This is a genomic window from Pseudarthrobacter sp. MDT1-22, assembly GCF_054511035.1.
The window spans coordinates 137501-163773 of record NZ_JBTNDK010000004.1 but is presented as its reverse complement, the minus strand read 5'-3'; the positions used below and the strand labels follow the sequence as shown (position 1 = coordinate 163773).

20 protein-coding genes are annotated in these 26273 nt (G+C 66.8%); 7 read left to right on the top strand and 13 right to left on the bottom strand.

Translation table 11 applies throughout. The annotated features are described in order from the left end of the window. Nucleotides 1-180: 180 nt before the first annotated feature. Together mfd and ACX80M_RS05390 are read left to right on the top strand one after the other, a co-directional pair. Nucleotides 181-3861, top strand: a complete 3681-nt coding sequence (gene mfd, locus ACX80M_RS05395) for a transcription-repair coupling factor (RefSeq protein ID WP_459309190.1) — start codon at nt 181-183, stop codon at nt 3859-3861. Between the two features lie 6 nt (nt 3862-3867). Further along, nucleotides 3868-4689, top strand: a complete 822-nt coding sequence (locus ACX80M_RS05390) for a metal-dependent hydrolase (RefSeq protein WP_252601077.1) — start codon at nt 3868-3870, stop codon at nt 4687-4689. Nucleotides 4690-4792: 103 nt separating this feature from the next. Here the strand turns inward: ACX80M_RS05390 and ACX80M_RS05385 are convergent, their stop codons facing one another. The 6 genes from ACX80M_RS05385 to nirB form a co-directional block, all read right to left on the bottom strand. Further along, nucleotides 4793-5038 (bottom strand): SoxR reducing system RseC family protein, encoded by a 246-nt coding sequence (locus ACX80M_RS05385; protein ID WP_252601080.1) that lies wholly within the window; start codon nt 5036-5038, stop codon nt 4793-4795. A gap of 52 nt (nt 5039-5090) precedes the next feature. Then, nucleotides 5091-5816 (bottom strand): deoxyribose-phosphate aldolase, encoded by a 726-nt coding sequence (deoC, locus tag ACX80M_RS05380; protein WP_252601082.1) that lies wholly within the window; start codon nt 5814-5816, stop codon nt 5091-5093. Nucleotides 5817-5917: 101 nt separating this feature from the next. Continuing rightward, on the bottom strand, nt 5918-6826 hold the full coding sequence (locus tag ACX80M_RS05375) for an FAD-dependent oxidoreductase (protein WP_252601085.1): 909 nt from the start codon (nt 6824-6826) through the stop codon (nt 5918-5920). 204 nt (nt 6827-7030) lie between these two features. After that, complete coding sequence (locus tag ACX80M_RS05370; protein ID WP_459309187.1) at nt 7031-8185, bottom strand: uroporphyrinogen-III synthase; 1155 nt, start codon at nt 8183-8185, stop codon at nt 7031-7033. 14 nt (nt 8186-8199) lie between these two features. Continuing rightward, nucleotides 8200-9234 (bottom strand): uroporphyrinogen-III C-methyltransferase, encoded by a 1035-nt coding sequence (gene cobA, locus ACX80M_RS05365; RefSeq protein ID WP_252607836.1) that lies wholly within the window; start codon nt 9232-9234, stop codon nt 8200-8202. 2 nt (nt 9235-9236) lie between these two features. Next, complete coding sequence (nirB, locus tag ACX80M_RS05360) at nt 9237-11867, bottom strand: nitrite reductase large subunit NirB (RefSeq protein WP_252607837.1); 2631 nt, start codon at nt 11865-11867, stop codon at nt 9237-9239. A 263-nt stretch (nt 11868-12130) separates the two neighbouring features. On the opposite strand from nirB, the gene nirD reads away from it, so the two are divergent. Further along, nucleotides 12131-12493, top strand: a complete 363-nt coding sequence (gene nirD / locus ACX80M_RS05355; RefSeq protein ID WP_252601097.1) for a nitrite reductase small subunit NirD — start codon at nt 12131-12133, stop codon at nt 12491-12493. A 7-nt stretch (nt 12494-12500) separates the two neighbouring features. Here the strand turns inward: nirD and ACX80M_RS05350 are convergent, their stop codons facing one another. Beyond that, nucleotides 12501-14270, bottom strand: a complete 1770-nt coding sequence (locus ACX80M_RS05350) for a phospho-sugar mutase (protein WP_252607838.1) — start codon at nt 14268-14270, stop codon at nt 12501-12503. A 112-nt stretch (nt 14271-14382) separates the two neighbouring features. Here ACX80M_RS05350 and ACX80M_RS05345 point away from each other — a divergent pair, with 112 nt between their 5' ends. Beyond that, the gene (locus ACX80M_RS05345) at nt 14383-14868 is read left to right on the top strand and encodes an RrF2 family transcriptional regulator (RefSeq protein WP_252601102.1); all 486 of its coding nucleotides are present in this window, start codon (nt 14383-14385) and stop codon (nt 14866-14868) included. A gap of 77 nt (nt 14869-14945) precedes the next feature. On the opposite strand, the gene ACX80M_RS05340 is transcribed toward ACX80M_RS05345, so the two are convergent. Continuing rightward, nucleotides 14946-15764, bottom strand: a complete 819-nt coding sequence (locus ACX80M_RS05340; protein ID WP_252601105.1) for a purine-nucleoside phosphorylase — start codon at nt 15762-15764, stop codon at nt 14946-14948. 128 nt (nt 15765-15892) lie between these two features. On the opposite strand from ACX80M_RS05340, the gene ACX80M_RS05335 reads away from it, so the two are divergent. Together ACX80M_RS05335 and ACX80M_RS05330 are read left to right on the top strand one after the other, a co-directional pair. Beyond that, nucleotides 15893-17308: an NAD(P)H-quinone dehydrogenase gene (locus ACX80M_RS05335; protein ID WP_252601108.1), complete on the top strand. Its 1416-nt coding sequence runs from the start codon at nt 15893-15895 to the stop codon at nt 17306-17308. A gap of 97 nt (nt 17309-17405) precedes the next feature. Next, nucleotides 17406-17591: a PspC domain-containing protein gene (locus ACX80M_RS05330; RefSeq protein WP_056348113.1), complete on the top strand. Its 186-nt coding sequence runs from the start codon at nt 17406-17408 to the stop codon at nt 17589-17591. A gap of 28 nt (nt 17592-17619) precedes the next feature. Here ACX80M_RS05330 and ACX80M_RS05325 read toward each other — a convergent pair whose 3' ends face one another. From ACX80M_RS05325 to ACX80M_RS05310, 4 genes are all read right to left on the bottom strand, one after another. Beyond that, on the bottom strand, nt 17620-18315 hold the full coding sequence (locus ACX80M_RS05325) for a hypothetical protein (protein WP_459309182.1): 696 nt from the start codon (nt 18313-18315) through the stop codon (nt 17620-17622). Nucleotides 18316-18395: 80 nt separating this feature from the next. Continuing rightward, a complete protein-coding gene (locus ACX80M_RS05320) occupies nt 18396-19958 on the bottom strand; it encodes an FAD-dependent oxidoreductase (RefSeq protein ID WP_459309180.1) in 1563 nt (520 codons plus the stop codon). Then, the gene (locus tag ACX80M_RS05315) at nt 19955-22180 is read right to left on the bottom strand and encodes a molybdopterin oxidoreductase family protein (protein ID WP_459309178.1); all 2226 of its coding nucleotides are present in this window, start codon (nt 22178-22180) and stop codon (nt 19955-19957) included. Before ACX80M_RS05315 ends, ACX80M_RS05320 begins: the two co-directional genes overlap by 4 nt. Before the next feature lies 1 nt (nt 22181). Continuing rightward, nucleotides 22182-23654, bottom strand: coding sequence for an MFS transporter (locus tag ACX80M_RS05310; RefSeq protein WP_459309176.1), 1473 nt, complete (start codon nt 23652-23654; stop codon nt 22182-22184). A 272-nt stretch (nt 23655-23926) separates the two neighbouring features. Here ACX80M_RS05310 and ACX80M_RS05305 point away from each other — a divergent pair, with 272 nt between their 5' ends. Beyond that, nucleotides 23927-25339: an MFS transporter gene (locus tag ACX80M_RS05305; protein WP_252601121.1), complete on the top strand. Its 1413-nt coding sequence runs from the start codon at nt 23927-23929 to the stop codon at nt 25337-25339. A 152-nt stretch (nt 25340-25491) separates the two neighbouring features. On the opposite strand, the gene ACX80M_RS05300 is transcribed toward ACX80M_RS05305, so the two are convergent. Then, complete coding sequence (locus ACX80M_RS05300; protein ID WP_252601124.1) at nt 25492-26223, bottom strand: glutamine amidotransferase; 732 nt, start codon at nt 26221-26223, stop codon at nt 25492-25494. Nucleotides 26224-26273: the final 50 nt, after the last annotated feature.

Sequence of the window (26273 nt, the reverse complement as noted above, 5' to 3'; positions counted from 1 at the left end):
GGCCAGGCGGGCGGAGGCGCGCAACAGGCGCGCTTCCTCAGCAAGCTTAGCAACGGGGTGCCCGGCGGGCCCCGGGGCAGGGGTAGGCTGGGATGACCCGGGATTCGAAGTGAATTTCGGGCTTTCGTGTTGCCTGCGATCCCATGAACCCACAGGCATGAACCCACAGGAGTTTCCGCCATGAGCCCCACTGGCCCGTCCCATCCTGGCCCGTCCAACGGTGGTCCCTCGCTGACCGGACTGCGCCGTGTCCTGGCAGAAGACCAGACGTTCGCGCGGGTCCAGGCGGAGGCGGCCAGGGGTTTTGACGTCCGGGGCCAGGACTACCAGATCAGCGCGCCGGCCGGACTCCGCGCCGTCCTGCTGGCGGAAATGGCAGATGGCCTGGACGCCGGCTCCGACGAAGGAACTCCCGACGGCGGGCTCCCTCCTGTGGTGCTGGCGGTCACCGCGACAGGACGCGAAGCAGAGGATCTGACAGCGGCCCTGCGCGCTTACCTGCCGGCCGATTCAGTGGCCGAGTTCCCCAGTTGGGAAACCCTGCCGCACGAACGGCTCTCGCCCCGCTCGGACACGGTGGGCCGCCGGCTGTCCGTCCTGCGCCGCCTGGCGCACCCGGAAAGTTCGACGGCGGGCCGGCTGCGTGTGGTGGTGGCACCGGTGCGCGCGGTGGTCCAGCCGATCGTCGCCGGGCTGGGTGACCTGGTTCCGGTCACCCTGAAGGTGGGACAGGACATGCCGTTCTCCAGCGTGGTGCGGAGCCTTGCCGATGCCGCCTACGCACGCGTGGACATGGTCACCCGCCGTGGCGAGTTTGCCGTCCGCGGCGGCATCATCGATGTCTTCCCGCCCACCGAGGACCATCCCATCCGTGTGGAGTTCTTCGGCGACGAGGTGGACCAGATGCGCTGGTTCGCGGTGGCCGACCAGCGCTCGCTGTCGGCGCCCGGGGTGCACCACCCCGCCGAGCTCCACGCCCCGCCCTGCCGCGAAATCCTCATCACGCCGTCGGTGATGTCGCGCGCAGCCACCCTGAAGGCGCAGCTTCCCGCGGCCGCGGACATGCTGGAGAAGATCGCCGGCGGCATCGCGGTGGAAGGGATGGAATCCCTGGCCCCGGTGCTGGTGGACGCCATGGTCCCGTTCGTGGAGCAGCTGCCCGCCGGGTCCATCTCGGTGATTATTGAACCGGAAAAGGTCCGCCGGCGCGCACATGATCTTGCGGCCACCAACGAGGAGTTCCTGGAAGCAGCCTGGTCCACGGCCTCGGATGGCGGCACGGCTCCGCTGGACCTCAGTTCGCAGGCGTCAGCAGCGTTGCACTCAGCCAGCTTCCGTTCCCTGGCCGAAACGCGGAGCTTCTCGCTGGAGCACGAGGTGTCCTGGTGGTCCATCACGTCGCTGGCCACTGACGAGGAGCTGCTGCCCGAGATTGACGTCCTGAACCTCCGCGCCCGGGAACCGCGCGGGTACCAGGGTGATGTGGCCGAGATGATGGACTTCATCGGCTCCCACGTCCGGGACCAGTGGCGGATCGTAGTGGCCACGGAGGGTCCCGGCCCGGCGCAGCGCCTGGCGGAACTTTTCCACGACGCCGACATCCCCTGTGCCCGGGTGGACACGCTTGAGAAGGAGCCGCAGGCGGGCATCATCGAGGTGACCACTGCCGCCGTCGGACGCGGTTTTGTCCTGGACAGCCTCAAGCTGGGGCTGCTCACCGAAGCGGACCTGTTGGGACGGACGTCCGCAGGCTCCACCAAGGACATGCGGCGCATGCCGTCCAAGCGGCGGAACGCCGTGGACCCGTTGCAGCTGGTCAACGGCGATTCCGTGGTGCACGAACAGCACGGCATTGGCCGCTTCATCGAACTTATCCAGCGCAAGGTGGCCGGCGGCGGAGACGGCGTCCGCGAGTACCTGGTCCTGGAATACGCCCCGTCCAAGCGCGGCGCCCCCGGGGACCGCCTGTTTGTCCCGACCGACCAGCTGGACCAGGTGACCCGCTACGTTGGCGGCGATACCCCTGTGCTCAGCAAGATGGGCGGCTCCGACTGGGCCAGCACCAAGTCCAATGCACGCAAGGCCGTCAAGGAGATCGCCGGCGAGCTCATCCGGCTGTACTCCGCGCGGATGGCCTCAAAGGGCCACGCGTTCGGACCGGACACCCCGTGGCAGCGTGAGCTGGAGGAGGCCTTCCCGTACGTGGAGACGCCGGACCAGCTGACCACCATCAATGAGGTCAAGGCGGACATGGAGCGCGAGATCCCCATGGACCGCCTGGTGTCCGGCGACGTGGGCTACGGCAAAACCGAGATCGCCGTCCGGGCCGCGTTCAAGGCGGTCCAGGACGGGAAGCAGGTGGCGATCCTGGTGCCCACCACCCTGCTCGCCCAGCAGCACTTCGAAACGTTCACCGAGCGCTTCTCCGGGTTCCCCCTGCGGGTCAAAGCCCTGTCGCGGTTCCAAGGGACCAAGGAAGCCAAAGAGACCGTTGAGGGCGTCAAGAGCGGCTCCGTTGACGTCGTCATCGGCACCCACCGGCTGCTGTCGAAGGACTTCGCGTTCAAGGACCTGGGCCTGGTGATCGTGGACGAGGAGCAGCGCTTCGGTGTGGAGCACAAGGAAGCGCTGAAGAAGATGCGGACCAACGTGGACGTGCTGGCCATGAGCGCCACCCCGATTCCGCGGACCCTGGAGATGTCGTTGACCGGCATCCGGGAAACCTCCACGCTGGCCACCCCGCCGGAGGAACGCCATCCCGTGCTGACATATGTGGGACCGTACACGGACAAGCAGACCTCGGCGGCCATCCGGCGTGAGCTGATGCGCGAAGGCCAGATGTTCTTTGTGCACAACCGCGTGTCCACCATCGACCGGACGGCCGCGAAGATCCGTGAACTGGTTCCGGAAGCACGTGTTGAGGTGGCGCACGGGCAGATGTCCGAGAGCCGGCTGGAGCAGATCATTGTGGACTTCTGGGAAAAGCGTTTCGATGTCCTGGTATGCACCACCATCATCGAGACCGGCCTGGACATCTCCAACGCCAACACCCTGATCGTGGACGGGGCGGACAAGTACGGCCTCTCCCAGCTGCACCAGCTCCGCGGGCGGGTGGGCCGCGGCCGTGAACGCGCCTATGCCTACTTCCTGTACCCGTCCGAGAAGCCCCTGGGCGAGGTGGCCCTGGAACGGCTCAAAGCCGTGGCCACCCACAACGAGCTTGGCGCCGGCATGCAGCTGGCCATGAAGGACCTCGAAATCCGCGGGGCGGGCAACCTGCTGGGCGGTGAGCAGTCCGGCCACATCCAGGGTGTTGGCTTCGACCTTTACATCCGCCTCGTGGGTGAGGCGGTGGCCGACTTCCGCGGGGATGCCGAGGAAAAGGCCGCCGAAATGAAGATCGAGCTGCCGGTCAACGCCCACCTCCCGCACGATTATGTGCCGGGGGAGCGGCTCCGCCTGGAGGCCTACCGGAAGCTGGCCTCCGCGGTGACGTACGAGGCCATCGAAGAGGTCCTGGCCGAGCTTGTGGACCGCTACGGCGAGCCGCCGCTGCCGGTCCAGAACCTCATCGCCGTGGCCCGCTTCCGGGTGGGGGCCCGCGAAGCCGGCCTGTCCGACGTCGCGCTGCAGGGAAACTTCATCAAGTTCTCGCCGGCGCAGCTGCCGGAGTCGAAACTGATGCGGCTGACCCGGATGTACCCGGGTTCCCAGTCCAAGCCGGCCTTGGACGCTGTGCTGATACCGAAGCCCAAGACGGCAAGGATCGGCGGCCGCGACCTGCAGGACGCCGAGATCCTGGAGTGGGCCAACGGGGTTATCCGCAACATCTTCTCCGACGCGCCACTGGTGGTGAGTTAGAGCTTGATGGGAGGACATCACGCCGCGTCGGGAGCCGCGGCGTGGGTAGCTATTGCCTCAACGGGTCCGTACACGCTGGGCTGGTATCCGCTGGACGCCACGGGAATCCTCATCGGCGGGATGGCGACGGCGGGGACAGCGCTCGTGTGCGACTGGGACCACCGCCACAGCACCGTGGCCAACTCGCTGCCGCCGCTGTCCAACCTGATCGCCGTGGGTATTGAGAACGCCAGCGGCGGACACCGGCAAGGCACCCACTCGGTGCTCGGTGCGGCGTTCTTCGTGCTGCTGGCCATGATGGCCGGGCAGTTCCAGCTGCAGACGGACTGGGGCCTGCTGTCCGTGGGTGCCGGCCTGCTGTGCATGTTCATGATCAACATTGCGGCCAAGGCGCTGAAGCTGTTTCCCAAGTCGGGATTTATCAGCAACTGGATCTTTGCCCTGGCCATGGCCGGACTGGTGACCTGGTTCGCGCCGGAGCAGTGGACCTGGCTGCCTGTGTCGATGCTGAGCGGGGTAGTGGTCCACATAGTGGGGGACATGATCACCACCGGGGGCGTGCCGCTGCTCTGGCCGATCGTCATCAAGCCACCAAAGTTCCTCCGGAAGCTGCCGGTGCTCAACGACGTCTGGAAAGCCAACGGCGCCTTTTCCCTGCCGCTGCTGGGCAGCGCAGGTTCCCGGCGCGAGTGGCTGGTGCTGATCCCGGTCAGCGCCTACGCGATGGTGGGCATGTGCGTCGCGGCCTGGTCGTTGGCGAAAACACATTTCCCAGCCGCCATGGCGATCGGAAATACCGCGGTCAGCCGGCTGCTTGGCGCGGGCTGACGCGGCCGGTCCTCGAGCGGCCAGTATCCAGGCGTATGTGACTTAAAAGGCTGGGGCCCCGGAAATGATCCGGGGCCCCAGCCTTTTGAGTAACAGAGGGTGCTTACTTGCCGCCGGCTGAATCGGAGCGACCGGTGATGGTCTGCGGGATCCAGAACGCCAGGAAAAACATGCCCAGGCAGGCGGCCATCGGCCACGGGTTGCCGAGCGTGAGGAAGGACAGGGAGTAGATGGAGCCCAGGAACAGCGCCATAATGGGTACAAACAGAAGGACGCTGCCCAGAAGGCTGTTCTCGTTCTGGGGGGTCTGTACCGTGGCGTTGCCGGACTCTGTGGTCTTGCTGGACATTCGTTCCTCCTCGGCCCCGCGGGGCTCAAACTGTGGCGGCTCCGGGCCGGCGTCAGTAGCCGGATGAACCCTGTTCACCCTTGACGATGGCGATGCCGGAACTGGCACCAATACGTGTTGCACCTGCAGCAATCATAGCCTGCGCATCGGCCAGGGAACGTACGCCGCCGGACGCCTTGACGCCGAGATCGGGGCCGACGGTGCGGCGCATCAGGGCGATGTCCTCGGCCGTGGCACCCCCGCCGTTGAACCCCGTGGACGTCTTGACGAAGTCCGCCCCGGCTTCAACGGACGCCTGGCAGGCAAGAACCTTCTGGTCATCGCTGAGCAATGCGGTTTCGATGATGACCTTCAGGATGGCCCCGCCCGCGTGAACCGCGTCCGCGACGGCGGAGATATCGTCCACCAGCGCACCCTTGTCACCGGCGCGGGCGGCCGCGATGTTGATGACCATGTCGATTTCGTCCGCACCGTCCAGCACTGCGCCGCGGGCTTCAAAAGCCTTCACGTCGCTGGGCGTGGCACCCATGGGAAAACCGATCACCGAGCACGTCAGTACACCGGACCCCTTGAGCGCGGTTTTGACCGTCTTGACCCAGACGGGATTCACACAGACCGACTTGAAGTGGTACTCGGCAGCCTCGGCACACACTTTGAGGATCTTCGCTTCGCTGGCCTCGGGCTTGAGGAGCGTGTGGTCGATATAGGAAGCGATGTTGCCCGACGCTGAGACCGTACCGGCTCCAGTCTGGTCGGCAGGAGTGGCTGCGTTGCTCATGATGGTCCTTTCCATGTGGCCTTGTGGGCCGCCGGAGCCACACGCTGCGTGGCTGTTCAGGTGACCATCTTGTCACAGCGGGTGTCGCGGCGGGCGGACGCTTACGCGGCCGCAGGCACGCGCTCCGCCACACCCGTGGTCACGCCTTCCACAACGCGGGCTGCCAGGCTTTCCGCCGCTGATGTAGCCGTCATCAGCTGCGCGGCGCAGGCTCCGGCGGCAGAAGCCGCGGCGACCAGCAGTCCCAGCCGGACGCCGTCGAACGCTGCGGCGTCACCAATCGCCCAGATGCCGGAGACCGATGTCCTGAAGTCCTTGCTGATGGCGATTCCGCCGTTGGGGGCAGTGGCGAGTCCGGCGCTGGCGGCGAGTCCGTCGCGGGCAACCCGCTCTTCGGCCAGGACAACCAGGTCGCCGTTCATGCTGCTGCCGTCCTCGAAGACAACCCCGGAGGCGGTCAGGCCTGAGCCGTGGATGGAGTGCACCACGGCGGCCGGCCGGACCGTTGTGCGGATGGGCCTGACGCCGCGGGACCGCAGCACTGCTTCGGCCTGGCCCGCTGCCGCGCCGGTTCCCACAAGGATTCCCAGTGGCCGCCGGCCCAGTTCCCGCGTCACTTCCTTGACGGCGTCGCCGATCCGGGCGGCGTCGTCGATCGTGGAGTAGCTCAGGCAGCGGCCGGCGCCCGCCACGGGGGACGCGACGGGCGCTGATCCGGTGGCGATGACCAGTTCGTCGTAGCCCAGTTCCATGCCGTCGGCGGTGGTGACGGAGCGGTTCTCCGCGTCGATGAAGCTCGCTGGCTGGCCGAAGCGGACGGATACCTGTGGCAGCTCTGCGAGCTCCAGGAGTTCGGCGGGAGCGTCGTCCCGGTTGCTGAGGACGGTGACGGTGCCGCGGAAGCGTGCACCGTCCAGCTGGCGGACCAGCGCCTGTGCGGCGGGCCCTGCCCCGGCGATGACGATGCGCGGAGCCGGGGAAACTGAGGTGGACGGTGCCGGAGCGGACATGTGCTGGCCCTTTCGCTGGCGGCCGCTGGAGCGGCCGGGACTTCGTGATGAATCCCAGCGTAGGCGGCGGGCTTTTCAGGCGTGTTTCCCCGCTGTTGCTGGGAGAACACCCTTTGTTCGCCAGCGTTTACCGGCCGGTAACAAAACCCGTGACGTACCTCTCCCTGCGCTCCGGACTGACACAAAGGCGGCCGGAGCGCGTCCCTAGACGCGGATCCGGTAACCCCTCTTGACCACCGTCTCCACCAGGCGGCCGTCCGGCAGTGATGACCGCAGGCGGCTGACAGTCATGTCCAGGGCGTGGACCGAGCCCTTCAGCTCGAGCAGCTCCGACAGCGATTCCCGGGAAAGCACGGCCCCACCGGCCCCCAGGAGGGCACGCAGCAGCAGCAGCGGCGCAGGGGCCAGCTCAACCTGCGCTCCGTCGACCCGCAGGCTGCGGCCGCGCAGCTCAAGGTTGCCGGACGCGGTGTCCAGCCGCCGGACGTGGTTCAGGGCGAGGTGCTCGCACACCAGCCGGATGAGGGCGCCCATCCGGAACCGTTCCGGAACGAGCGGCGAGATACCGGCGTCGAGCAGGGGCTGGGCCGTGACGGGCCCCACCACTGCCGTGGTGACGTTGATCTTGAGGCTTTCGATGAGTTGCTTGTAGACGCCCATTTCGTGGGCTGTACTCCACATGGCGTCGACGGCGGGGGCGCTGGTGAAGGTGAGCACGTCCAGGTTGCCGCTGCACACAGCCTCGATGAGGCGCGGAAGCCGGTCTTCGCCGTCGGGCTTTACCCAGCGGTAGGGGGTGACCGTCAGGACTGTGGCGCCGGACATCCGCAGGCGTTCCAGCTGCCGGACGTCCGTGTAGCCGTGCAGCTGCACGGCCACGGTCTTGCCGCGCACGCCTTCGGCGAGCAGCAAATCCACCAGCGTTGCGGTGGTTTCGTCGCTGCTGATTCCGACGTCGGCGAGTCCGGCCGCGCGGACGGCGCCGCGGGCTTTGGGGCCCCGGACGAACATCCGGCAGGCCCCGAGGGTTTCCAGCAGCTGCTCACCGATCCCAAAGGAATCAGCAGCTTCGCACCAGCGGCGCATGCCGTACGCCGTGGTGGCGATGCACAGGTCCGGGCGTGCGTCGATGATGGCCTTGGTGTCCTCGATGAGGCGGATGTCCTCCTGCACCGGGGCGATCTTGAGGGCCGGCGCGTGCAGTACTTCCGCGCCGCGGCGTTCCAGGGCCTCGATGAGGTCCCGGGAGCGACGGTGCGAGGTGACTCCGATGCGGAAGCCCTCCAGTGGGGAGTCCGCAGCCTCCGGCCCGGAGGTCTCTTCAAGCTGGGCAGGTTCAGCGGGTGCCAGTGCGGTCATGGGGGTCAATCCTTTCATGAACCGAGCAGCGAGGCCGCCAGCCGGTCGAGGTCGGCGGCGGCCTCAGCATGCCCGCGGTTGGCTTCCGCCACGCGAACCACCTCGCCGATGACCAGCACAGCGGGATTGCTGCACCCGGCAGCGGCGGAGGTGATGGTGCCCAGGTCCGCGATGGTGGTGCGCTGGCCGGGGCGGTAACCGCGTTCGACGACGGCCATGGGCATATCGGGGCGCATACCGGCTTTGCGGAGCCCGGCCGCGAGCTGGTGCAGGGTGCCGATGCCCATCAGGACCACAATGGTGCCGCCCAGTCCAACCAGGTGCGTGTGTTCCTTTTCGGTCAGTGGCGCGTGGCCGGAGACCACGGTGAACATGTGGCTGACCTCGCGGTGCGTGACGGGGATGCCGGCGGCCGCCGGCACGGAGATCGCGCTGGTGACGCCGGAGATGACACGGACTGGCACACCCGCCGCCACGCAGGAGGCAACTTCCTCGCCGCCACGGCCGAAGACGTAGGGGTCGCCGCCCTTGAGGCGGACCACGTTGTTGCCGGCGAGGGCACTTTCGACCATGAGCTTTTCGATGTCGGCCTGGCCCACCTTGTGGTGGCCGGGCTTCTTGCCCACATCCACCAGTTCGGCGGAGGTCAGGTCCGGCAGGTCCTGGCAGGGAGCCAGCCGGTCGAAGAACACCACGTCCGCATCGCGGAGGGCCTTCACGGCGGCGACGGTCAGCAGCTCGGTGGTGCCGGGTCCGCCGCCCACCAGGGTGACGTGGCCGACCGGTCCGGCGGCCGGCTCGGCCGCCACCGGGATGCCGGTGGCGGCGCAGCGCTCGAGCAGGGACTCCCAGCCGGGCTGGCCGTCGTCGACCGCCGCGACCAGGAACGGACGCTCGGGGAGCGGGCCGTCATGCGCTGCACCCGCAGGGGTGCTGAGGCGGTAGACGACGGCGCCCGCGGCCTCGTAGCGGCGGACCGCCTGGCGGGCGGCGTGGTCGGATCCGGTGACCAGGACTTCGCGGCCGGTGAGATCAATGCTGAGCTGCATGGCTATACCTCGTTCTCGGCGCGGGGCCGCATGGGGATGGAGGCGCCGATCAGGACCTTGCCTTTTTCCTCCGCAGTGGCAGGGCGCATCTGGCCACGCTCGTCGGAAACGAAGGTGATGGAGTCATCCTTCTGGTCAGGCGCGTTGACGAAGGAACGGAACCGGCGCAGACGCTCGGGGTCCTTCAGGGTGTCCGCCCATTCGTCCACGTAGGTGTCAACGTGCTTGGCCATGGCGGCTTCGAGCTCCTCGGCGATGCCCAGGGTGTCCTTGACCACCACGTCCTCGACGTGCTTGATGCCGCCGTCGAGCTCTTCCTGCCAGCGCGCGGTGCGCTGCAGGCGGTCCGCCGTGCGGATGTAGTACATGAAGTAGCGGTCGATGTACTTGAGCAGGGTTTCGTCGTCGAGGTCCTTGGCCAGCAGCTGGGCGTGGGCCGGGGTGGCGCCGCCGTTACCGCCGACGTACAGGTTCCAGCCGTCGGCCGTGGCGATAACGCCCACGTCCTTGCCGCGGGCCTCGGCGCATTCGCGGGCGCAGCCGGAGACGCCCATCTTGAGCTTGTGCGGGCTGCGGAGGCCGCGGTACCGGAGTTCGAGCTGGATGGCCATGGCCACCGAGTCCTGGACACCGAAGCGGCACCAGGTGGAACCAACACAGGACTTCACGGTGCGCAGGCTCTTGCCGTACGCCTGGCCGGATTCGAAGCCGGCGTCCACCAGTTCCTTCCAGATTTCCGGCAGCTCTTCCAGCCGGGCGCCGAACATGTCGATCCGCTGGCCGCCGGTGATCTTGGTGTACAGGTTGTACTTCTCGGCCACGGCAGCGATGACGCCGAGCTTCTTGGGGGTGATTTCGCCGCCGGCGATGCGGGGGACCACCGAGTAGGTGCCGTCCTTCTGCATGTTGGCGAGGGCGCGGTCGTTGGTGTCCTGCAGGGTGCCGCGGCCGGCGTCCAGGACGTAGGCGCTGTTCTGGCTGGCCAGGATGTTGGCGATGGTGGGCTTGCAGATGTCGCAGCCGGCGCCGGTGCCGTACTTGGCCATGATCTCCTCGAAGGAGGTCAGTTCCAGGACGCGGATGGCGTCGAAGAGTTCCTGGCGGGACAGTTCGATGTGCTCGCAGAGTGCCTTGGAGACCTCGACGCCGGACTTGGTGAGTTCGGTTTCCAGCAGCTTCTTGAGCATCGGGACGCAGGATCCGCAGCTGGTCCCGGCGCGGGTGCAGCCCTTGAGCTCGCCGAGCTCCTGGACGGGGGCGTTGCCGTCGCAGGCACCGCACCCGTTGACGGTGTCGCGGATGGTTCCGGCGGAGACGTTGTTGCAGGAGCACAGGATGGCGTCGTCCGGGAGCTCGGTGTCCGGGGCTTCACCGCCGCCCGCTGCCGTGAGGTACGCGCCGGGCTCGGCGCTGAGTTCGCGGCCCAGGAGCGGGCGGAGGCTGGTGTAGGGGCTGGCGTCGCCCACGAAGATGCCGCCCAGGAGGGTCTTGGCATCGTCGGTGGTGACGATCTTCTGGTAGACGCCGCGGGCGGGGTCGGCGTAAACGATTTCGAGCGAGTGCTCGGTCTTGGCGAATCCGTCACCGAAGCTGGCTACGTCCACGCCGGAGAGCTTGAGCTTGGTGGCGGTGTCGAAGCCGGGGAAGGTGGCCTCGCCTCCGTGCAGGCGGTCGGCCACGATCTCTGCCATGGTGTTGGCGGGGGCCACCAGGCCCAGGCACATGCCTCCGAAGTTGGCCACTTCACCGATGGCCCAGATGCCGGGTACCTCGGTGGCGCAGGAGTCGTCGATGACCACACCGCCACGCTGGCCCAGGCTGAACACCTGTTCGTCGCCCTCGGCGGCGCGGAAGAGTTCGTCGCGGGGCCGGACGCCGATGGCGACGATCACCATGTCTGCGTCGATGATGCGGCCGTCCGCCATGAGGACACCGGTGACCTGGCCCTCGTCGTCGGAGAGGACTTCGGAGGGGAAGACGCCGCCGTGGACTTCGAATCCCTTGGCCTTGATGAGCCGGCCCATTGCCTGGCCCGCTCCTTCATCCAGCTGCGTGGCCATCAGCCACTGCGAACCGTCGATGACGATCGGCGTGGCGCCGAGCTGCTCCGTGCCGGCGGCCGATTCGAGTCCGAGGAGCCCGCCACCGATGGTGACGGCATTGACCTTGCGGCCGAGCTTTTCCGTGAGCTCGGTGATGGACTTGTTAATGGCCCAGACGTCTTCGAGCGTGCGGTAGACGTGGGTGAGCTCGTTGCCGGGGATGGGCAGGCGGGCGGCATTCGAGCCGGTTGCGACCACCAGGTCGTCGTATTCGAAGGTGTTGCCGGCGGCGGTCTCCACCGTCTTGGCTTCGGCGTTGATCTTCACCACGCGCTCGCCGGTCTTCAGCTCCAGGGAAGCGTGGTCCCACATCGACGCGGATCCCAGCGTCAGGTCGACACCGGTGTCCGTGAGGGCCTTGGAGAGCGCTACCCGGTCATAGGGCAGGTGGGCTTCCTCCGTGAGGACCGTGACGTGCCAGCCTTCGAGGCCACGGGAATGCATGGCATCGGCGAAGCGGTGGGCGGCGGGGCCGCCACCGGCGACGACGATGCGGCGCGTGTTCTCTGTGCTTGAAGTCTGTTCGGTCACTGTGGGCCTTTCGCATGGGCCGCAGACGGAATTCCGCGACCTTCTCTGACGAGGTATGCATTCAGACTAGGTAGTCGCAGTTTCGCTTCAGTTTCCCTTTTGTTTCGTAGGCTTAACTTCTGCATCACGAACGCGTTTCCGATCGGGTGAGGTCTCTTTTACGCGCCGGACACATTCACTGCACGCCTTTGAAACACCCGTTGCCTAAATTGTTTGGTACGGCCATAAAGGTGGCCAATCAAGCACGGGGAGAGGAGCCGGACATGACGGCAACACTGGAACTTGGGGCGCTCGCCGCCGACACCGCGACGTGGCACCGGGTCTGCGCCGTAGACGAGCTTGAGCTTGCCTGGGGCGAAGCAGCCCTCATTGAAGGCCGCCAGGTGGCACTCTTCCGGACCGGCCCCAGTGAGGTTTTTGCCGTGGCCCACGAAGATCCAGCCACCGGCGCCCACGTGATGGCCCGCGGCATTCTGGGTTCACGCGGCACACGCCCCACCATCGCTTCGCCGCTGCACAAAGAGGTCTACGACCTGGAAACCGGCGAATGCTTCGGAACCGCCACCGTGCGCCTGGAAACGTTCAGCACCCGCATTTCCGACGGCTTCATCGAAGTCGCGGTCTAACGACCCGTCAGAGCCCGATGGCCTCGCGGACATCGTCGACCACATTGTCCAGGGCAGTCCGGGCTGCCTGCCGGGCCTCCGGCAGCTCGGCCGCTGACTCAACTGGAAGGATGACTTCCAGGTAGCACTTGAGTTTGGGCTCGGTGCCGCTGGGCCGGATGATGACCCGGGTCTCGTCCCGGGTCAGATACAGCAGGCCATCGGTGGGCGGCAAGTGCTCGCTCCCTTCGGCCAGGTCCACAAAAGTTTCAACAGCGGACGAACCGAACGAATCGGGCGGGCTCACCCGGAGCCGGTTCATCATGGCGTCCAGCAGGCCCAGATCCGCCACCCGGATGCTCAGCTGGTCGCTGGCGTGCAGCCCGTGCTGAAGGTAAAGCTCGTCCAGGGTGTCGAAGATGGTTTTCCCGACCGCCTTGGCGGCGGCAGCCATCTCCGCGATGAGGACAGCGGCGGAGATCCCGTCCTTGTCCCGGACCAGTCCAGGTGCCACGCAATAGCCCAGGGCTTCCTCGTAGCCGTAGACCAGCCCGGGCACCCGGGAAATCCACTTGAACCCGGTCAGCGTTTCCTCATGCGCGTAGCCTGCCGCGGCAGCGATGCGGGAGAGCAGGCGCGAGGACACAATCGAATTGGCGAAGACGCCGGCCCCGTCACCACCGCCTGCTTCAACCGTACTGCCGGACGCTTCGTCAGCGCCAGCCGCCAGCCGGGCCACAATGTGTGCCCCCAGCAGCGCGCCCACTTCGTCGCCGCGCAGCATGCGCCACGCGCCGGTGTCCGGATCTTTCGCCGCCACTGCAGCGCGGTCCGCATCCGGATCGTTGGCCAGGACAATATCGGCGTCGACGCGGGCGGCGGTCTCCAGGGCCAGGTCCAGGGCGCCTGGTTCCTCCGGATTGGGAAAGTTCACCGTGGGAAAGTCGGGATCCGGCTCCGCCTGTTCGGCCACCAGGGTCACATCGGCAAAGCCGGCAGCATTCAGCACCGCCACGGCAGTCTCGCCGCCGACACCGTGCATGGGCGTCAGGACAATCCGCAGATCACGGGACGGGAAGCGGGCCGCATCGGCGAGTGCCGCCGTCGCGCGTTCATAATCCGCAGCCACCGACGAGTCCAGGACAGTCCAGCCGTCCGCCGCAAGGGTGATGGATTCCAGTGCGCCCACGGCATCGATCCGCGCGGCGATCCTGGCGTCGTAGGGCGCCACGATCTGCGCACCGCGGCCGCTGTCCTCCACGGCATGGCGGCCCAGGTACACCTTGTAGCCGTTGTCCTGCGGGGGATTGTGGCTGGCCGTCACCATCGCACCGCCGTCGCAATCGAGGGCCCGCACAGCGAAAGCGAGCAGCGGGGTGGGCAGCGCAGACGGCATCAGAAACGTTTCGATCCCGGCGGCCGTAAAGATGGCCGCTGTTTCCTCGGCGAAGATGTCGGAGTTATAGCGGGCGTCATAGCCGACGACGGCGCGTGGCCGGGTCCCGGGGGCGGCTTCACCCACCGCCTCAACCAGGAAGTCGGCGAGGCCGGTGGCGGCACGGCGCACCACCACGCGGTTCATCCGGTTCGGCCCGGCGCCGAGGGCGGCGCGGAGGCCTGCGGTGCCGAACTGCAGGGTGCCGCTGAAGCTGTCGGCCAGCTCCTGTGACGCTGCGGGGGAGCCCTCCTCCGCGAGTTGCAGCAGCTCGGTGAGCTCTGCGGCTGTGGCGGGATCCGGATCTTTGGCCGCCCATTCGCGGGCTTGGCTGAACAAGGAAGCGGCATCGGAGGACGTCATGCGGTCAACGCTATCGTCATTGGTTCAGGAACTGTGCCTGAACACTCGCCTGTGACAGCGGAAAGCAGCGAAATCCTTGCAGGAAATTTTCTGGACAAGTAATGTCGCGAATATGAAACTGGGGCAGGGCGTTGAATGGGGGCTGCATAGCTGCGTCAACATGTCCTGGACCGCGCCGGGGGAGGCTGTCAGCAGTGCACGGCTGGCAGAGTTCTACAAGCTTCCCGCCGCGTACCTGAACAAACAGCTCCAAGCGCTGGTGCGGGCCGGGATCCTGACCTCGGTATCCGGCCCGCGGGGCGGATTCTCGCTGGCCAGGCGTCCGGAGCGGATTTCCGTCCTTGACGTGGTCCTGGCCATCGAAGGAAATGACCATGCCTTCCGGTGCGAAGGCATCGCCAAGGACGCCCCGGGCGGGAGCATGGACGCCGACTACGCGCGCACCTGCCTTATTTCGCAGACCATGCGCCACGCCGAAGTCACCTGGCGGACTGAGCTGTCCCGGCAGAGCATTGCCGGGATCGCCCAGTCCATCGAGCGCCGGTTTCCCGAGGCCCGGGAGTCCACCGTCCTGCAGCTCGTCGGTCCGCGAACCTGACCAGCCCTACAGCAACGGGGGGTCACTAGACGCCCATGGGAAAGCCTCCATTGGGCGCTTAGTGACCCCGCGTTGTCCTAAAGCTTGGCTATGATCCCAGCCAGCAGTTTGGAAATCCGCGGTCCGGCGGCCTGGCCGGACTCGATGACTTCCTGGTGGCTGAGAGGCATGGCACTGATGCCGGCTGCGAGGTTGGTGACCAGCGAAATTCCGAACACTTCCATGCCTGCGTGCCGGCCGGCGATCGCTTCCAATGCGGTGGACATGCCCACCAGGTCCGCGCCGATCCGCTTGGCGTACTGGACTTCGGCCGGCGTTTCGTAATGCGGTCCGCTGAACTGGGCATAGACGCCTTCCTCCAGCGAGGAGTCCACTTCACGGGCGAGGGCACGGATGCGCGAGCTGTACAGATCCGTCAGATCAACGAACGTTGCGCCTTCAAGCGGGGACGTGGCGGTGAGGTTGATGTGATCTTTGATGAGCACCGGGGTGCCGGGCGTCCAGCTTTCGTTCAGCCCTCCGCAGCCGTTGGTGAGGACCAGTGTCTTGCAGCCGGCAGCGGCCGCGGTGCGGATGCCGTGGACCACGGCGCGGACGCCTTTGCCCTCGTAGTAGTGCGTCCGTGCACCCAGGACCAGCGCGCGTTTGCCCTCTTTGGTAAGGACCGAGCGGATGGTGCCCACATGTCCTTCCACGGCCGGGGCGTGGAAGCCCGGGACAGTGTCGGCGGTCAGGGTGGCCGTGGTCTCGCCGATGAGGTCGGCGGCTTCAGCCCAGCCTGAGCCCAGGACGAGCGCGACGTCGTGATTGTCCACCCCGGTCTCCTGCGCGATGTACTCAGCGGCGGAGCGCGCGGCGGCGAAAGGGTCCGTGTTCTGGAAGTCTGTATTACTCACTGGTACAAGTTATCGTGCCGGTGCCGCTGTGCACAGTGGCAACAGCGTCGCGCCGGGCCGCAGACGGCACCGTGACGGGCCACTCTTTTATTGGTGGTCCCTGCGCAGATGCGCGAGAATGGTTGATTGTGACTACGCACCCTGATTTCAGCTCCCCCCGGATCGCAATCCTCGGAGGTGGCCCCGGCGGCTACGAAGCCGCTATGGTCGCTGCCTCGCTGGGAGCGCAGGTCACCATCATCGAACGCGCGGGCATGGGCGGCTCGGCCGTGCTGACCGACGTCGTGCCTTCCAAGACCCTGATCGCGACGGCGGATCTGATGACCCGCGTCGGTGAGGCGGGCGAGCTGGGAGTGAAGTTCGACGTCGACGGTGGCGACTTTGTGCCGGCGATGCGCGCCGACCTCAAACACATTAACGACCGCCTGCTGGGCCTTGCCCGCCAACAGTCCACCGACATCTCCACTGGGCTGGAGCACCAGAACGTACGCATCCTGCTGGGTTCGGGCAAGCTCCTGGACAACCACACCATCGAGGTCCTGACCGCCGACGGCACCGAAATCGTGGAAGCGGACACCATTCTGCTGGCCGTCGGCGCGCACCCCCGCGAGCTGCCCACCGCGCGGCCGGACGGGGAACGCATCCTGAACTGGGCGCAGATCTACAACCTTGACGAGCTTCCCGAGGAACTGATTGTGGTGGGTTCCGGTGTGACCGGTGCCGAGTTCGCCTCCGCCTACAACGGCCTGGGCTCCAAAGTCACCCTGATCTCCAGCCGCGACCGGGTGCTCCCCGGTTCGGACACCGACGCCGCGGAGGTGCTGGAGGAAGTCTTCGAGCGCCGCGGTGTGCGCGTCCTGTCCCGCGCCCGTGCCGAAACCGTCGAGCGGACCGACGACGGCGTGGTGGTCACCCTCGGTGACGGATCGAAAGTCACCGGCAGCCACTGCCTGGTCTGCGTGGGTTCCATCCCGAACACCGCCGGCATAGGCCTTGAAGAGGCCGGCGTGGCCCTCACCGAGAGCGGCCATATAAAGGTCGACGGCGTCTCCCGCACCACGGCGCCGAACATCTACGCCGCGGGCGACTGCACCGGCGTGCTGGCTTTGGCCTCGGTGGCCGCAATGCAGGGCCGGATCGCGATCGCCCATTTCCTGGGCGACAGCGTTATGCCGCTCAAGCTTCACCAGGTGGCGTCCAACATCTTCACCTCACCCGAGATCGCGAATGTGGGGGTCTCCGAGGCCGAGATCCAGTCCGGCAAATACCAGGGCGACATCGTCAAACTCTCGCTCAAGAGCAATGCCCGCGCCAAAATGCGCAACCACAAGGACGGCTTCGTCAAGATCTTCGCGCGTAAGGGCTCCGGCACCGTGATTGGCGGTGTTGTGGTGGGGCCGAACGCTTCCGAGCTGATCTTCGCCATTTCCCTTGCAGTCACCCAGAAGCTCCACGTCGACGACGTCGCCAACACCTTTACCGTCTACCCGTCGCTGAGCGGGTCCATCTCCGAAGCGGCCCGGCGCCTGCACGTCCACATGTAGCAGGTCCCGCTGGTGGTCGAGCCCCGGTGGTTGAGCTTGTCGAAACCCGAGGGACTCGGCAGTCTCTATCGCTGGCATTCTCCGGTAGCGTGGCCGCATGACTACAGCACTGGAGCGGCCACGCCGCGGAAAAATCATCGGCGGCGTATGCGCCGCCCTTTCAGCCCGATTCGGGATCCCTAAGTTCCTGGTCAGGCTCGGCTTTGTGATCTTTGGCTTGGTGGGGATAGGCGAGCTGGTCTACATCGCGCTGTGGATCATGATTCCGAAGGCTCCGGCCTAAAGACCGCCCGGATTCCCGGCCTCGACGCCTAGGCCAGGGCGTAGGGCGGCACGGTGCTGCCGGAAGTAAAGGGGGTGAACCAGCCCTCGATACGCTGCTTCCCGGCGTCTATTTCCGGGATGTCGGGGCTGTCCGAGTAGAGGGCTGGACTCTCCGCCTCCTCCAACAGGACTTCCTCGACCTGAGCACGCCAGTCTTTCGGGAGGTCGAGTTCATAGATGTCCTCGGTGATTTCCGCCTGATCGAGCAGGCAGTGGACGGCGAGCTCTGCTGCGAGGCATCCGGGGGCTGTCCAGCCGCGGACCAGCGATGCCGTCACATCGGAAGCGACCACGAGGAACTTCCGGGTAAACGTCGCGTCGTAGCTGGTGGCGAACTGAGGCGGCAGCGAGGACAGCACAGCGGAACCGGCGACGTCGGACGAAGTGACGGCATCCAGTGCGGTCATGGTCCCGAGATCGCGGAAGAGCTGGTCCACGAGCAGGCCCGACGAGTTCCACAGAAGGCCTGCCAGCAGGAGTGTCTGGCTCACAGCGGTTTTCCGGTCTTCCGGCGAGACAGCCGCCATTTCGTCCAGGTCTTCCGGCTCGAACTGCAGCCTCTGTTCCGGCGTCATGTCATCCGGGTGCGGATCAAGGCCCAAGAGTTCCAGGCTCAGTCCGGTCAGCTTCCCGGCGTCGGCCAGCAGTTCTTCGGTGATGTCGTCTTCTTCGTCGGCATTCATGGCCCCGATGCTACCTGCCATCCGTTCCGGGTCCGATTCCGTGACGCGCACACGTCCGGGCTTCCTGGCTTCAGGACAAGTCAGGCGGCGGGAGCCGCCTGGAAGTGTTTTTCGATGAGCCCCTTGATGTCCTCGTGGCAGCCGCCGCAGCCGGTGCCGGCGCGGGTCGCCTTGGACACCTCGGCCACGGTGGAGCAGCCATCCGCCACGGCACCCTGGATCTTGGTGCCGCTGACTCCGGCGCAGCGGCACACGGTTCCTTCCGGATCGGCGGGACCGGACGCGGCCAGCTGGTCCGGGCCATCGAGCCGGAGCAGCAGTGACCTGTCGGCCGGCAGTTCGGCACCGCGTTCGAACAGTCCCACGAGCTCGGCGGCGGTCCGCGGCATACCCACTGCCACCAGGCCTTCCAGCACTCCACCGCGGGTGGTCATCTTCACGTAGCGGCCGTGTTCGGGATCGGCCCACTGGGCGATCTGAAGGCGCTGCCGGCCGTTCACGGCGCCGGCGGTGAGAACGTCTTCATCCCACGGTTCGGCACCGTTGTCGCCGGCCACAGCCATGTTCATTCCACGTGCCTTCAGCACAATCACGCCGGCCTGTTCCTGGGGCAGCTCCTGCAGCGCGTCGGCCTCTTCCTGCGTGCCGTTAGCCAGCAGCGTCAGGTATTCGGCCAGCCATTCGGCCTGCCGCCATCCGGGTCCCACCAGACCAGACGGGCCTTTGGCGGTGCGGCACTCGTTGCAGGCCGGATCCGGGCAACGGACCTCGGCGCAGTCGCCGATCGCGAAGATGTGCGGCTCGTGGTGGGCACGGAGCCGGTGGTCCACCAGGATGCCAGCACCAACCGACAGGCCGCAGCCTTCGGCCAGCTCGGTCCGGGGACGGACGCCGCAGGAGAGGACCAGGAGGTCGCCGTCGATCGCCGAACCGTCATTGAGCAGCAGTGCCGAGAATCCGCCGTCGGGCGCGTTGTGCTCCACCCCGGTGGACCGGGCGTTGCCGGCCATCCGCACGCCGCACCGGCGCAGGCTGGCCGCGAGGACCGCGCCGCCGCCCCGGTCGATGTTGCGTCCCAGCGGGTGCGGCCCGTTGTGCACCACCGTAACCGTGGCGCCTTCCTCGGCAGCCGCGAGGGCTGTCTCGAGGCCCAGGACGCCGCCGCCCAGCACCACAACTCGCTTGCCGCCGTCGACCGCTGCGCGCAAAACCGAAGCGTCGCGGAGATCCCGGAGCGCGGTGACGCCCGCAGGGAGGACGGGGGAAGCCGGATCCGGGTTGATGCCGGTCAGGTTGGGGATGACGGGCCGGGAACCCGTGGCGAAGACCAACCGCTCATAGTGGGCGGAGGTCCCGTCTGTAAGGATCACCTGCTGTCGGGCCCGGTCCACGCGGCGGACCCGCACGCCGAGCCGGACGTCCACACCGTCGGCGGCCAGGGCTGCGGCGTCGGAGAGGGCCAGGGCATCGGCGGTGGTGCGTCCGACGCCGAGGTCGGCCACCAGGACACGGTTGTACGCGGCCTCGGCTTCTTCGCCCACGACTGTGAGGCTGACGTGCCCGTTGCGGACCGCGGGCAGCAGTTCATCGATCAGGCGGGCAGCCACGGGGCCGAAACCAACAATGACAATCTGCTCACTCATGAGGCCTCCGATGTCTGAAGAACACTGTTCTGAAGTCCGGTTGCGACCGCCCGGACCCACACCTTGTTGAACTTGAATTCGGGCATCCCGGAGATGGGATCCGTTGCCGCCTCGGTGAGGCGGTTGGCGCTTTCGAGTTCCGGGAAATGGAACGGCAGGAAGATTGTCTCGGGCCGGATCGCGGTGCTGAGTTCCGCCCTGCAGAACACCTCGCCGCGTTCATTGGCCACCGAGACAAAGGCGCCTTCGGTGATGCCCATGGCGGCCGCCGCGGCGGGGTGGATCTGCATTTTCGCTTCGGGCTGGGTGGCCAGCAGCTCGGACACCCGCCGGGTCTGCGTCCCGGACTGGTAGTGCTCCAGGAGGCGGCCGGTGATGAGGGTCATGGTTTTCGCGCCCGGGTCCGGGTTGGGGGCCGGCGTACGACGACGCCGGGGCGTCACCGGGGTCATGACCGCCTTGCCGCCGGAGTGGGCAAACGTGTCCAGGAACAGCCGGGGCGTGCCGGTGCTCCCCACGGGGTACGGCCAGTAGGCGGCTTCGCCGCGGTCCAGCATCGCGTAGTCGATGCCGGAGTAGTCGGCGTGCCCGCCGGCGGAGGCCAGCCGCAGTTCCTCAAAGACTGTTTCCGGATCTTCGCTGTACGTGGACGGGGCCTCGAGCGCTTCTGCCAGCCGGGCCATGATCCACAGTTCGCTGCGTGCGCCGGCCGGCGGCTGCAGGGCCTGGCGGCGGCGGAGGACGCGCCCCTCGAGGTTGGTGAGCGTGCCCTCCTCCTCGGCCCACTGCAGGACCGGGAGGATGAGGTCGGCTTCGGCGGCGGTCTCGGACATAAAGAAGTCGCAGACCACCAGGAAGTCCAGGCTGCGGAGCCCGGCGATGACGGCGTTTGCATCGGGGGAGGCCACCGCGATGTTGGAGGCGTGCACAAAAAGGCACCGGACGCCGTCGGGCTGTCCCAGCGACTTCAGCAACTGGACGGCGGGCAATCCCGGCCCGGGAATGGTTTTCTCCGGGACGCCCCAGACGCCGGCCATGTGGGCGCGGGCGGCGGGGTCGGTGATCTTCCGGTAGCCGGGGAGCTGGTCGGCCTTCTGGCCGTGCTCGCGGCCGCCCTGGCCGTTGCCCTGGCCGGTGAGGGTGCCGTAGCCGCTGCGCCGTGAGCCGGGCAGGCCCAGGAGGAGGCTGAGGTTGATCGCGGCGGTGGCGGTGTCCGTGCCGTCCACGTGCTGCTCCACGCCGCGTCCGGTAAGGATGTAGCTGCCGCCCTTGCCCGCACCGTCGGCGAGCCTGCGGGCGGTTTCCCGGATGAGCTCCGCCGGGACGCCGGTGAGGGACTGGACGCGTTCGGGCCAGAACGAGTTGACGCTGCGGACCACGGCCTCGTAGCCGGTGGTGCGTGCCGCGATGAAGTCGTCATCTGCCAGGCCTTCGTGGATGATCACGTGCGAGAGGCCCAGCAGGAGGGTGAGGTCGGTGCCCGGCAGGGGCTGGAGGTGAAGGCCGCCGCCGTCGGATGTGAACTTTGCCGTGGCTGAACGGCGCGGATCCACCACGATCAGCCCGCCGGCGTCGCGGGCTCCCTGGAGGTGCTGCACAAACGGCGGCATGGTTTCTGCCACGTTGGAGCCGAGCATCATGATGGTGCTGGCCGAGTCCAGGTCTGCCAGCGGAAACGGGAGGCCGCGGTCCAGGCCGAAGGCGCGCATCCCGGCGGCCGCGGCGGAGGACATACAGAAGCGGCCGTTGTAGTCGATGCGTGAGGTGCCCAGGGCCAGGCGGGCGAACTTGCCCAGCATGTAGGCCTTCTCGTTGGTGAGGCCACCGCCGCCGAAAACCCCGACGGCGTCCTTCCCGTAGCGTGCCTGTGTGTCCTTCACGGCGGTGGTGACCAGCGCCAGGGCCTGGTCCCAGCCGATGGGGCGATGGACGCCGTCGGCGCCCTTGAGCAGGGGTTCGGTGACCCGTCCGGGGTGGTTGAGGAGCGTGGCTGAGGTCCAGCCCTTGCGGCAGAGGCCGCCCCGGTTGGTGGGGAAGTCCCGGCCGCTCACTTCGAGGAGGGGGGCCTTCAGGGTGGCGTCCGCAGCGGCCAGCGCTGCGGATTCAGCCGGCACGGGGACTGACCCCGGCTTGGAAGCCGGGGTCAGTACCGCTGGTGACGTGAGCGTCATGGCGCACTGCAGGGCGCAGTAAGGGCAGTGCGTGTCGGCGCTTTTGGTCATGTTAGACGTGTCCCATCGCATTTCGGTTGGCCTTGCGGATGTAGCAGAACCAGCAGACCGCCAGCATTACTGCATAGGCTCCGACGAATCCGTAGAAGGCCGGGGTGTAGGAACCGCTGGCCGTGTTGGAGGCGTTCAGGACCTGCGGGATGACGAAGCCGCCGTAGGCGCCGATGGCCGAGATCAGTCCGAGGGCCGATGACGCCAGCCGCTGGGTTTCAACAGTGCTGGCACCGGACTTCGCAGCCCGGCTGGACGTTGCGAAGATGATGGGGATCATCCGGTAGGTTGCGCCGTTGCCGAAGCCGCTGGCCGTGAAGAGCAGCAGGAAGAGGACCAGGAACAGCCAGAAGTTCTTCAGCGGCAGGGTCCAGATCATGGTCAGGGTGATGACGGCCATGGCGGCGAATGCTGCCACGGTCATCCGGGCCCCGCCCATGCGGTCAGCCATGCGTCCGCCGTAGGGGCGGGCGAGTGAACCGACCAGCGGGCCGAGGAAGGCCAGCGAGAGTGCCACGGTGCCGACTCCGATGGAGGAGAACGCCGGGAAGTAGTCCTTGATGAGCTTGGGGAACACGCCGGCGAAGCCGATGAACGAACCGAAGGTGCCGATGTACAGCAGTGCCATGATCCACAGGTGCGGTTCCTTCAGTGCCGCGACCGAGCCGGCCACGTCACCCTTGGCACTGGTGAGGTTGTCCATGTACTTCCAGGCACCGAAGGCGGCGATCAGGATGAAGGGGATCCACATCCAGCCGGCCATCGGCAGGTTGACGCTGCCGACGGCGAGCAGGGTGATCGCAATCGGGACGGCGAGCTGCGCGACGGCAGCGCCCATGTTGCCGCCGGCGGCGTTCAGGCCAAGGGCCCAGCCCTTCTCCCGTGCCGGGTAGAAGAACGTGATGTTGGCCATGGAGCTGGCGAAGTTGCCGCCGCCGAAGCCAGCAAGTGCTGCCACGAGCAGCATGACACCGAACGGGGTTTCCGGATTGGAGACGCAAAGTCCCAGTCCGACGGCGGGAATCAGGAGCAGGAGCGCGGACACGATGGTCCAGTTCCGGCCGCCGAAGCGGGGAACCATAAAGGTGTAGGGGATCCGGAGGGTGGCGCCTACCAGGCTCGGCATGGAGATCAGCCAGAAGATTTCCGAGGTGGTGAACGTGAAGCCGGCTGCCGGCAGCTGGACCACCACGATGGACCAGAGCTGCCAGACCACAAAGCCGAGGAACTCGGCGAAGATGGACCAGTTCAGGTTGCGGCGGGCGATGGCCCGGCCGGCGGACTCCCACTGCTCTTTGTTCTCGGCGTTCCAGTTGGCGATCCAGCGGCCAGGGCGGAATTCAAGGGCGGGGGCGTCGGTTGTGCGGGTGGAGGGCTGCGCGCTGGCGGATGAGGACACGCCTCCGTGCAGCGGGTCGGTGTCTATATCTACGGAATTGCCGGTGCCGGCATCTGCGTTGCGGTCAACAGTCACGGTGGACCTCCTCATGGGGGATGTTGTTCTTCCACGGTAGAGAACGCGCGTTTCGTGGACAGTCGCGGTATGTTAACGCGCTGTGACATTTGCCTATCGGCAGCCGGCCCGCAGCGTGAGGGAGTGTTAACGGACCGAAGGATGAGACATGTGCCACCAGTCCACATGATGGACCTTTTGTCCATTGACTGGACGGCTGGAACTAGTATCGAACTCTAACTACTGTGCGCCGGGTCTCACCAGGCCCGGCCGGTTCTCAGGAAAGTGTTCATATGTCATCTACGCAAACCACCGCGGAGCAAGGATCCCCCAAGGCGGTGAACTCACGCGGCCGCGTGATTGTGGCCAGCCTGATCGGCACCACCGTTGAGTTCTACGATTTCTACGTCTACGCCACCGCCGCCGTGCTGGTCTTCCCGGCGCTGTTCTTCCCCAACCAGAACGAGACCACCCAGCTGCTCAGCTCCTTCGCTGTCTTCGGGGTGGCCTTCGTGGCCCGCCCGCTGGGATCCATCGTCTTTGGCCACTTCGGCGACAAGTTCGGCCGCAAGGGCACCCTGGTGGCCTCGCTGCTGACCATGGGCATTGCCACCTTCCTGATCGGCTGCCTGCCCACTGCGCTGGTCCCGGGCTGGCAATTCTGGGCTCCGGCACTGCTCGTTGTTATGCGCTTCGCCCAGGGCCTCGCCCTCGGCGGCGAATGGAGCGGCGCGGCCCTGCTGGCCACCGAAAACGCCCCGGCCAACAAGCGCGCCATCTACGGCACGTTCCCGCAGCTCGGTGCACCCATCGGCTTCATCATCGCCAACGTGATCTTCCTGGTGGCCAGCTATACACTGACACCGGCCGACTTCCTGGCCTGGGGCTGGCGCGTGCCGTTCCTGCTCAGCGCCGTCATGGTGATCATCGGCCTGTACGTCCGCCTCAAGCTGATCGAAACGCCTGCCTTCACCAAGGTGCTCGAATCCAATGAGGTGGCCAAGCTGCCGCTGGCCCGGGTCTTCAAGACCAGCTGGCGTCCGCTCATCCTGGGCACGTTCATCATGCTCGCCACGTACGTGCTCTTCTACCTGATGACCACGTTCACGCTGACCTACGGCACCCGTGCCTCCAACGTGGATGCCGCCAGGGCTGCGGCCGAGAAGGCCGGCAAGCCGATGTCCGAGGCCGCCGCGGCAGCATTTGTTCCCGGCCTGGGCTTCACCCGCAACGACTTCCTCTGGATGCTGATTGCCGGCGTTGTCTTCTTCGGCATCTTCACCCTGGTTTCCGGACCGCTGGCGGAGAAATACGGCCGCCGCAAGATGCTGCTGTCCGTCACCGGCGGCATCTTCGTTTTCGGCCTCCTGTTCGTCCCGCTGTTCAGCGGCGGCTTCGTGGGCACCATGGCCCTGTTGGTCATCGGCTTCTCCCTGATGGGCCTCACGTTCGGCCCCATGGGTGCGCTGCTGCCGGAACTGTTCCCCACCAATGTGCGCTACACGGGATCCGCCGTCAGTTACAACGTGTCCAGCATCCTGGGTGCTGCCGTGGCTCCGTTCATCGCCGTCGCGCTCTGGGAGCTGGCCGACGGCAGCCCGGTCCTGGTGGGTGTCTACCTGACCGCGATGTCGGTGCTGACGCTGATTGCGCTGTTCGTGAGCAAGGAAACCCGCGACCTGGACTACGAGAACAACGTAGCCTGAGGCCCCGCCGTCGGGCGTTCCAGCCCGGTTGCTGACAGAAATGCCCGGCGTGTTCCCCGTTATTGCGGGGAGCGTGCCGGGCCTTGCTGTGTCCGGACGGGACCAACCGCGGAGGAACGCACGGCGGCGGCGCTCGCCACCCGTCCGCAGGCTCAGTTGGCGTAGCGGTCCACGAAGTTGCGGAGGATCTTCATGGGCTCGGTGGCGGTGTACGTCCGCGCGTCCGCCATGAGTTCCTCGGCGGACTCCGGCGGGAAGTAGCCGGCGTGGCGGTAGATGTCGATCCGGGTCACCAGGCCCTCCGCGTCCAGCTCAGGGTGGAACTGCGTGGCGTACAGGTTCTGCTTGATGCGGAACATGTGGACGGGGCAGGCCTGGGAGGATGCCAGCAGCACCGCGTGGGAGGGCAATCTGGTGCAAGCCTCCTTGTGCCCGGTGAAGGCGGTGAAACGCCGTGGCATCCCGTACAGGAGCGGATCCGTGAGCCCCGCCTCCGTCAGCTCGATTTCCACCCCGCCCAGCTGTTCGCCGAAGGTCCTGTCGATCAGGGCGCCCTGGTGCCTGCCCAGAGTCCCCACCCCGTAGCATGCGCCCAGGAATGGAAAGTCCTGGGCCACGATCCGGTCCAGCAGCCCGGCCAGTTCCCGCTCCACCCGGTGCTGGGTTTCGCTCTTGTGGTCTGCCGGATCGCTGGACGTGAAGGGACTGCCGCCCACAATCACCGCCGAGTAATCGTTCAGGTCCAGTTGCGGCAGGGGAGCGGCCTCAAGCCGGACACGCCTCAGCTGCGAAGGGGTCAGCCCGCCATACGTCAGGTACGCCTCATACTCTTCCTCGGCGGCGGCGTCTTCAGCCCGGGTGGCAAGGAGGAGGAAAGGCTTCACACGCTAAGTGTGCCTTTCGCCCCAGCTCAACGCCAGAGGACGCAGCGCCA

Excerpts from the sequence above, each read along its gene's own strand:
- nirD (WP_252601097.1), top strand. The coding sequence starts at position 12,131 with ATGACGGCAACACTGGAACTTGGGGCGCTCGCCGCCGACACCGCGACG.
- ACX80M_RS05325 (WP_459309182.1), bottom strand. The coding sequence starts at position 18,315 with ATGAATGCCGACGAAGAAGACGACATCACCGAAGAACTGCTGGCCGAC.
- ACX80M_RS05370 (WP_459309187.1), bottom strand. The coding sequence starts at position 8,185 with ATGACCGCACTGGCACCCGCTGAACCTGCCCAGCTTGAAGAGACCTCC.
- ACX80M_RS05345 (WP_252601102.1), top strand. The coding sequence starts at position 14,383 with ATGAAACTGGGGCAGGGCGTTGAATGGGGGCTGCATAGCTGCGTCAAC.
- ACX80M_RS05320 (WP_459309180.1), bottom strand. The coding sequence starts at position 19,958 with ATGAGTGAGCAGATTGTCATTGTTGGTTTCGGCCCCGTGGCTGCCCGC.
- deoC (WP_252601082.1), bottom strand. The coding sequence starts at position 5,816 with ATGAGCAACGCAGCCACTCCTGCCGACCAGACTGGAGCCGGTACGGTC.
- ACX80M_RS05305 (WP_252601121.1), top strand. The coding sequence starts at position 23,927 with ATGTCATCTACGCAAACCACCGCGGAGCAAGGATCCCCCAAGGCGGTG.
- mfd (WP_459309190.1), top strand. The coding sequence starts at position 181 with ATGAGCCCCACTGGCCCGTCCCATCCTGGCCCGTCCAACGGTGGTCCC.
- ACX80M_RS05315 (WP_459309178.1), bottom strand. The coding sequence starts at position 22,180 with ATGACCAAAAGCGCCGACACGCACTGCCCTTACTGCGCCCTGCAGTGC.
- cobA (WP_252607836.1), bottom strand. The coding sequence starts at position 9,234 with ATGCAGCTCAGCATTGATCTCACCGGCCGCGAAGTCCTGGTCACCGGA.
- ACX80M_RS05385 (WP_252601080.1), bottom strand. The coding sequence starts at position 5,038 with ATGTCCAGCAAGACCACAGAGTCCGGCAACGCCACGGTACAGACCCCC.
- ACX80M_RS05350 (WP_252607838.1), bottom strand. The coding sequence starts at position 14,270 with ATGACGTCCTCCGATGCCGCTTCCTTGTTCAGCCAAGCCCGCGAATGG.
- ACX80M_RS05390 (WP_252601077.1), top strand. The coding sequence starts at position 3,868 with ATGGGAGGACATCACGCCGCGTCGGGAGCCGCGGCGTGGGTAGCTATT.
- ACX80M_RS05375 (WP_252601085.1), bottom strand. The coding sequence starts at position 6,826 with ATGTCCGCTCCGGCACCGTCCACCTCAGTTTCCCCGGCTCCGCGCATC.
- ACX80M_RS05330 (WP_056348113.1), top strand. The coding sequence starts at position 17,406 with ATGACTACAGCACTGGAGCGGCCACGCCGCGGAAAAATCATCGGCGGC.